The sequence below is a fragment of the Chitinivibrio alkaliphilus ACht1 genome (genome assembly GCF_000474745.1).
Lineage (GTDB): Bacteria > Fibrobacterota > Chitinivibrionia > Chitinivibrionales > Chitinivibrionaceae > Chitinivibrio > Chitinivibrio alkaliphilus.
Genome location: NZ_ASJR01000005.1, coordinates 129,408 through 136,792, shown reverse-complemented (window position 1 = coordinate 136,792; position 7,385 = coordinate 129,408). Strand labels below are relative to the sequence as shown.

Here is a 7,385-nt window from a genome sequence, read left to right as displayed (position 1 = left end):
TATTCATCTTATATGCATAGGGGGATGACATCTGTACCACACTAAAACGAATACAGGGTATCCCCCGAACACTATTTCATGAAAGAGGTATGTATGAAGACACTCCACGAAGTATTCATTGAAACGGCACGCCAAAAAAAAGATGCCCTTGCGGTGTATGATCGGGGTACCAACCAGGAATACACCTATGATCGGCTTCTGACCGCATCATGTATTTTTAGCGATCGAATTCGACACAGTACACAGGACTCCTTTGTCGGTATCCTTATGCCCTCTTCTGCGGGGGGCATTATTGCCACCCTTGCGGTGCTCATGGCGGGTAAGATTCCTGTGATGCTCAACTACTCAACCGGGGTTGCACGAAACTGCACCTACGCACGAGAGGTGTGCGGCTTTACCACGATTATTTCATCGAGAACCCTCCTGCAAAAGTTGGACGAAGAGCCCCTGGAGGGAATGCTCTTTGTGGAGGATATTGTCAAGTCTGTAACCTCTACCCAAAAGGTTGTTGGGGTGATTAAAAAGAAATTTGCCGGTTTTTTTTCAGCCTCCTCCAAGCCCGATGATACGGCGTGCATTCTCTTTACCAGCGGGAGCGAAAAAGAGCCAAAGGCGGTGCAGTTAAGCCATCGTAATATTCTGAGCAATATCGCCGATATTACCCAATGCTTTGAAATACGCCAGGAGGATGTGTTCATGTCACTTCTCCCGTACTTTCATGTCTATGGACTTACCACAAATTTCTGGCTTCCCCTATTACACGGGTGTCATCTTGTGGCAGAGCCAAACCCCCTGGCCTATCGATCCATTGTGCAGGATATCTCGGCCTATGGGGCAACGGTGATTGCTGCTACCCCAACCTTCTTTATGGGCTATGCGCGCCAGGCAGAAAAAGATTCTTTCTCCACGGTTCGCGTTGCCATGTCCGGAGGAGACAGCCTTTCCACCGCCTTGATGAAAGAGTATCAGGAACGCTTTGGTCTCACCCTTCTGGAAGGATACGGGACCACCGAAACAAGCCCGGTGATTTCGGTAAATACCCTGGAGGAGCATAAGGCCGGTTCTATTGGGAAACCCCTGCCTTCGGTGGAAGTGAAAATTGTAGATATTGATACCCATGAGGAATGTCCTCCGGGAAAACAGGGGAAGATTCTTGTTCGCGGTGATCTTGTCATGAAAGGCTACTATAACAATTATGAAGAAACGGCCCTGCGTATACATCAGGGCTGGTATAACACAGGTGATCTGGGAGTGCTTGATAAAGAGGGGTTTTTGTGGCATAAGGGACGGTTGAAGCGATTTGTTAAAATTGGTGCTGAAATGGTCTCCCTTGTGTCAGTGGAACATGCCCTGAGTACGCTTCTTCCGGAAGAGGGAGCCTGCTGTGTGGTTGATATTCCTGATAGGAAGAAGGGCGCGCGCATTGTTGCCGCCGTCACGGAAGTGGTGAATGACAAGAAAATACGGCGTCAGCTCCGCCACACCCTGCCTGCTATTGCGGTTCCATCGGAGTTCGTGTTCATGGAAGAGCTCCCCCTAATGGCAAGTGGCAAGGTTAATTTTCGTGAGGTACAGCGCCTCTGTCGAGATATCTTTCAGGTGTAGCTGCGAGGCTTTCACCGCCGTGAAAAAAGCAAGGCGCCGTTATTTCCACCAAAGGCAAAGGATTGTGATATGGCGTGGTCTACCGGGATATGGCGACATTTCTGCACAATATCAATATCATCGGAGACACTCTCTGCGTTATGAGAAGCGTGGATAGTGGCATGGCGAATACTCAATACGGTAACAATTGCCTCAAGGGCTCCCGCTGCGCCAATGGTATGTCCCATATATGATTTGGTGGAGTTTACCGCCGCATTCCGGCCGAATAGTTGAGAGATAACACGGGCTTCAACGGCATCATTGAGGTGCGTTCCCGTGCCGTGGGCATTGATGTAGGTAATATCCTGGGGAGAACGGTTGCTCATGGCAAGAAGGTCCGTGAGCATACGGGTAATCTCAGTTCCTTCTTTGTCAATCATCATGATATTATGGGCATCATAACTGTGAGAAAATCCTGAAATTTCACAAAGAATGGGGGCACCCCGTTTTTCTGCATGGGAGAGGCTCTCCAGCACCAGCATGCCACACCCCCCTTCACTAAACAAAAAACCACGGCGATCTGAATCAAAGGGGCGGTTTGCCCGCTCTTTTTGAGGAATATCCGTAAGGGTTCCCGCCGTATCGAAGCCGCGAAATATACCGCCGTAGGGGTCCCCCAGAAATTCCACCCCCCCGGCCAGGGCAAAATCCATTTCTCCCCTCTGAATAGCTTGAAAAGCTGAACCAAGGGCAAAGGTTCCCGATGCACAGGCGGTGGAATTGGTACTGTTTTTCCCCTTCAGGCCGAAACGAATCCCCAGTTGTGCCGCAATGGCATTGGGCATAATCATGGACACAACAAAGGGGTTAAACCGGGCGGGAGCCTGCAGAAGAGATTCTGTGTGGGTGCGGGCCTCTTCATCCATGGAGGCAAGTTGTTCATGGACAGGGGTGGTAATGTGGTGTGCCTGAGACTCTACCAGTGAGCAGGCACCTCCCACACCGGTTCCCATACACACCCCGGCCCGGTGGGGATCAATACCCTGCAGGGTGTGGGTCTTTTTCCGTTTATCCTGAAGAACTATTTCGATATTTGCCTGCCTGAGGGCTTCCACGGCGGCCATAATACCCAACACTGCAGTGCGGTCAAGCTTCATTGATTCAACCCGTGAAACCCCTGCTGCAGAAGGATCAAGGGGTGGGAGGGGAGCCCAGAAAGAGCTTTTCGGGGAAAAATAGTTTCTCCACCATGAAGGAATGGTATCTATGGCAGGGGTACCCTTGCAGAGGGCATTCCACATATCATCAACGCAACATCCCAGGGGAGATATGGCCCCCGTACCCGTTACAACCACCCGCTCCATCAGGAAAGCTTTTTACAGATAAAGGAGACCGTGTCTTCAACGGTGATAAGGGTTTGGGCCTCTTCGTTGGAAATTTCACGATCAAAGGTGTCTTCAAGGAGCATTAAGAGTGTTGTCATATCTATGGAGTCTGCAGAAAGATCTTCACGAATGCGGGTGTGGGGGTCGATATCTTCTGCTGATACATCAAGTGATTCGCAGAGGGCTTCCACCACTTTCTCCTGCACGGTATCTCTATTTGGCACAGTCATTCTTTTCTCCGTCTTTGTGGAAATTAGCGTATTATATCTGAAAATAATATACTTTACTGCAGTACAGGAAATGATACAAAGGACAGATCCTATGGCTATTATAACCCATGTGGGAACAGCAAACCCTGATTTCTTTCTCTCACAAAAAGACGCATCGGCAATTATGACCCAACACTATCGGGATGAGCTGTCACGGCGGGGGCTTTCCGTATTACAGCAGGTGCTGGAACACCCGGCCATTGAAAAACGGCACATGTCTGTTACAGACCATGGGGAGCTTCTCACCCTGAAAAATGAAGATCCCGATGCTCGTATGACACGCTTTACGCGCTGGGCCGTAGGCCTTGGAAAAAAAGCCATAGAGACGGCCCTTGAAAAGGCGGGAAAAAACAAAACTCATATTGGGGCCATAGTTTGTAACACCTGCACGGGTTATGTTTGTCCCGGTATCAGCACGTATATAGCTGAGGCCCTGGAACTCCCCCCCACAATCCCTCTTTTTGATCTTGTGGGAAGCGGATGCGGCGGTGCCCTGCCGAATATCGATCTGGCAAAGCGTTTGTTATCCGATTGTGCCGATGATCAGGTGGTGATCTCCCTGTCTGTGGAGATTTGCAGTGCCACTTTTGAAATGAGCAATGATATGAGTCTTATTATCTCCAACGGAATCTTCGGTGATGGTGCCGCCGCGGCTGTTCTTTCCCGTGAAGGAGCAGGGTTTCGCCTGGGAAAAATATATTCGCGATACCTGCCGCAACACCGGGAAAAGGTTCGGTTTACCTACAAAAAGGGGCGGCTGCACAATCGCCTTGATCCAAAGCTTCCCCACATTATCGCACAGGAATTACCCCCCCTTATAGAAGATGTTCTGGCCGGTACAGATACTACCCCATCGGATATACCCTATTGGGCGGTACATCCTGGTGGAGATAAGGTGCTCACGGAGGTACGTAATAGTTTGGGCCTTGAAGAGACCCACATGGATATATCTCGTCAAGTACTCCGTGAGTACGGCAATATGTCCTCCCCATCGGTACTCTTTGAACTGGATCGTATTTTATCACAGGAGCCTGCCTGCGGTGATGAATGTCTTATGACCGCCTTTGGCGCAGGGCTTTCAGCCTTTGCTGTGAAAGGGGTATACACCACGGCATATCGGGGATAATTATTTCTGAGTGCCCGAAAGAAGGGCAGTATAGAGAAAAAGGTCTATACCAAGGGCACAGAACATAATCAATACAGTCATTTTTCCCATGTGCGCCGTGGGTTCAAAGCCAGAGGTTGCAAGGAATAAAAACCCCACCACAAGAATACCACTTGTAAGGATCACCGCATCGGAGACATGGCGCAGGGTATGTTCTGTGGCATCATTCTTACTGAGTCCCTTTTTTCGGGACCGCATATGTGCAAAGAGAATATGTACCGTATCATCCACTATAATTCCTATGGCCAGGGCCACTCCCAGGGAAACCCCCAACCCCGCCTGTCCGTAGACGATGCCCCAGATACCGAAGGCAGCAAGGGGAGGGAGTATATTGGGAATAATACTCAGTAATCCCATATGAAGAGAGCCGGAAAGAAATAAAAGAACCAGAGAAATAATCCCCAGGGATGCAGCGGTAATACGAAGCATGGAGGAAAGATTATCCCGTGAAAGATGAGCAAAAAGCAGGGAAGGGGAATGGAGAAGATACTCTGTTTCGGGAAAAACCTGTTCCACATCACGGCGGATATTTTCTTCAAGAAGGCGTATTTCCTGTGAAGAGAGTGTATCAAGAAATATCTCTGTGCGCAGATGTGTTCCCCCTGCACTGATAAAGGGCGGTACAGAACGCTCTTTTTGTTCTCTTTTATAGGTGGAAAGCATGCGGCGTGCCATGGCCGGGCCGGGAAGGGAGTCTGTGCCGGAAATCTCATTCATTCCCCGGCGCAATAGCGTTGCCGGACCACTGATATGACGAACTTCCGCCATGTTTCTCCAGGAGCGCTCCAAGGAGTCAAGGGCGTGAAGGTCTTTTTCCGTAAGGGAGTCAGGGGTAATACCAAGGGAGAGGGTCAGATAATCAAGCCCCGTAAGGTGATGCATCACCTCTTCCGTATCCCTTCGAAAGGGGTAAGATTCATCAAAAAAGGCGTAAAAACGGTCGTTAAATTCAATACGGAAGAGCCCCGGTATACTCAGGAGCACAATACTAAGGGGTATGAAAATACATTTTCCCCGATTATGTGCCACAATACGTCCAAGGGAGGCACCGAAAATATCATGTTTTTTTGTCTGCCGGGCCTGATTGCAGGGGAAAAAGGTAAGTATGAGGGCGGGAAAAAAGAACAGGGAAAAAAGATAGGCAAAAAATATACCCACCGCAGTAATAAGACCTAAGTCACGAAAGGGAGGAACAGCACTGAACAGAAGAAGTAAAAACCCCGCCACGGTGGTAAGGGTGGTTACCGTAATGGGTATAAGGGTATCCTGAAAGGCTTCCTGCAGAGCCTGTACGGGGGGATGTTTTTTTCGCAGATGATGGGAGTAGCGTACATACATATGAATTGTATCGGCAAGACCTGCCGTAAGAATAATAATGGGAGCCATGGCCGACGGTGCAGTGAGTAAAATACCCCGTCCCTGTGCAATACAGAGGGCTAAGGCAGAAGGAAAGAGGAGTATGGAAAGTATGGCCACCGCTGCCTTTACGGAGGTTGTAAACCAGAGAAGAATACAAAATACCGTACCGTAGAGAAGGGGAATGCGAATTCTGGCATCGGAGAAACTTGCCGTAAAAAAGGCATTATCAATTAATACGCCCCCCGTAGCCATAAGGGTATGGTCGGGGTAGTCCCGGGAGAGATTTTCCAGGAGCAGATCGATATCCCGGCTCAGGGCGGCAGCCCCCTTCGTTTCTTCAAGGGCAAAACGGGCAAAAATACCGCCATAGGTACCCGTTTCAGAAATAAGTCGGTTTTGTAAGAGCGGGTCAGAGAGAAAGTATGGTCGCAGGGAATCAAGATCTGCTTGCGTGGGAGATGCAGTATCAAAGCGGGGGGTAAAGGAAATACGACCAAAGGAGGCGCGTACATCGTAGGTTGTATAGGGAGACTGGGCGGAGATAAATCCCTTCAGCTGGCAAAGGGAGTCATGCAGCGATGCAAAAAGAGAAAAACTGCGCGGAGTAAATATATCTCCCTCTTTAGGTGTTAGGGCAATAAGAAGGGTATTATCCGCACCGTACTGTTCTTCAATGCGGGAATACTCCTGAAACCCCGGATCATCTGTATCGAAAAAGGCGGTGTGGCTGTCGGAATACTCCAGAAAAAAAAGACGGGGAATGGCAGTAACGGTGAGTAATATACAAACAAAAAGAATACTCTTTTTATATGTGTCAATCCACTTACTCAGCTGTCTCATTCGCCCTTTTTTCCACAATAATCATTTCAGTAAATCCAAAGAAAAATTTTCTGTGGAGAAACTTTTCAAACCCGCGTTTGTAGAATTTTTTCCGTAGGTCTCGTGCCGTGGGATAGGTTTTCAGGCTTTCGGGAATATAGGTATAAATATCTCCTCTGCCGTGAAGAATAAGGCTCCACAGATATCCCCAAATATATAAGAGAGCTCTGTTAATTTTTGCATGAAGGTGGTTTTTTGGCGTTGAGAAATCAAGAAACGCAGCAACGCCCCCGGGGCGCAGAACCCGAAATATTTCATCCATAACGGCAGAAAGATCCGGCGCATTTCTCAGGGCGTATCCCCCGGTGAGAATATCCACAGATGCATCCGGCAGGGCAAGGTTCTGCATATCCTGGAGGGTACAGGTGTTTTCACGGTTTTCCGGTACATCAACCATGGCAAAGGTAAGATCACTGCCCAAGACCTGCGCTGCAGGATATTTTTTCCGCAGGAGTGTAAGAATATCGCCGCTTCCCGAAGCAATATCAAGAACGACCTTAGGGGCGATATCGGGCAGGGAATCCACAAAAAACTTCTTCCATCTTCTGTCCTGCCCAAAGGAAAGGAGTCGTGTTGCACTGTTGTATTTGCTTCCAATACAGGAAAATATCGTGCTATTGCGCTGGCGTTTTTCCCCGGGGGAGTGAAAAAGGTTCTTTTTATTCATGGAACTGTCCTTTTTGTGGTAAAATACATGGTGGAGCACAAGAGTGTAGTGAATAGAGAGAGAAGGGAGATCTCTTT

6 protein-coding genes and 1 pseudogene are annotated in these 7,385 nt (G+C 48.9%); 2 read left to right on the top strand and 5 right to left on the bottom strand.

Going from position 1 to position 7,385, the window contains the following annotated elements; all coding sequences use genetic code 11:
• Positions 1–93: 93 nt before the first annotated feature.
• Positions 94–1,605 (top strand): AMP-binding protein, encoded by a 1,512-nt coding sequence (locus CALK_RS03715; protein ID WP_022636318.1) that lies wholly within the window; start codon positions 94–96, stop codon positions 1,603–1,605.
• 11 nt (positions 1,606–1,616) lie between these two features.
• Here the strand turns inward: CALK_RS03715 and CALK_RS12030 are convergent, their stop codons facing one another.
• Positions 1,617–2,948 carry a beta-ketoacyl-[acyl-carrier-protein] synthase family protein gene (locus tag CALK_RS12030; protein WP_022636317.1) on the bottom strand — a complete coding sequence of 444 codons (1,332 nt, stop codon included), beginning with the start codon at positions 2,946–2,948 and terminating at the stop codon, positions 1,617–1,619.
• Entirely contained in the window at positions 2,948–3,199 is a 252-nt protein-coding gene (gene acpP, locus CALK_RS03705) for an acyl carrier protein (RefSeq protein WP_022636316.1), read from the bottom strand. Before acpP ends, CALK_RS12030 begins: the two co-directional genes overlap by 1 nt.
• Here acpP and CALK_RS03700 point away from each other — a divergent pair.
• Positions 3,099–4,364: a type III polyketide synthase gene (locus CALK_RS03700; protein ID WP_338030993.1), complete on the top strand. Its 1,266-nt coding sequence runs from the start codon at positions 3,099–3,101 to the stop codon at positions 4,362–4,364. The two genes, acpP and CALK_RS03700, sit on opposite strands and share 101 nt — an antisense overlap.
• Here CALK_RS03700 and CALK_RS13400 read toward each other — a convergent pair whose 3' ends face one another.
• The 3 genes and pseudogenes from CALK_RS13400 to CALK_RS03690 form a co-directional block, all read right to left on the bottom strand.
• The gene (locus tag CALK_RS13400) at positions 4,365–5,066 is read right to left on the bottom strand and encodes an MMPL family transporter (RefSeq protein ID WP_420806138.1); all 702 of its coding nucleotides are present in this window, start codon (positions 5,064–5,066) and stop codon (positions 4,365–4,367) included.
• A gap of 444 nt (positions 5,067–5,510) precedes the next feature.
• A pseudogene (locus CALK_RS13395) lies at positions 5,511–6,602 on the bottom strand (MMPL family transporter); the annotation flags it as partial.
• Positions 6,586–7,308 carry a class I SAM-dependent methyltransferase gene (locus CALK_RS03690; protein ID WP_022636313.1) on the bottom strand — a complete coding sequence of 241 codons (723 nt, stop codon included), beginning with the start codon at positions 7,306–7,308 and terminating at the stop codon, positions 6,586–6,588. The gene CALK_RS03690 and the pseudogene CALK_RS13395, both read right to left, overlap by 17 nt.
• Between the last annotated feature and the right edge of the window lie 77 nt (positions 7,309–7,385).

What these genes read in the sequence shown, in the direction of transcription:
- acpP (WP_022636316.1), bottom strand. Translation starts at nt 3,199, where the DNA reads ATGACTGTGCCAAATAGAGATACCGTGCAGGAGAAAGTGGTGGAAGCC.
- CALK_RS13400 (WP_420806138.1), bottom strand. Translation starts at nt 5,066, where the DNA reads ATGCTTTCCACCTATAAAAGAGAACAAAAAGAGCGTTCTGTACCGCCC.
- CALK_RS12030 (WP_022636317.1), bottom strand. Translation starts at nt 2,948, where the DNA reads ATGGAGCGGGTGGTTGTAACGGGTACGGGGGCCATATCTCCCCTGGGA.
- CALK_RS03715 (WP_022636318.1), top strand. Translation starts at nt 94, where the DNA reads ATGAAGACACTCCACGAAGTATTCATTGAAACGGCACGCCAAAAAAAA.
- CALK_RS03690 (WP_022636313.1), bottom strand. Translation starts at nt 7,308, where the DNA reads ATGAATAAAAAGAACCTTTTTCACTCCCCCGGGGAAAAACGCCAGCGC.
- CALK_RS03700 (WP_338030993.1), top strand. Translation starts at nt 3,099, where the DNA reads ATGCGGGTGTGGGGGTCGATATCTTCTGCTGATACATCAAGTGATTCG.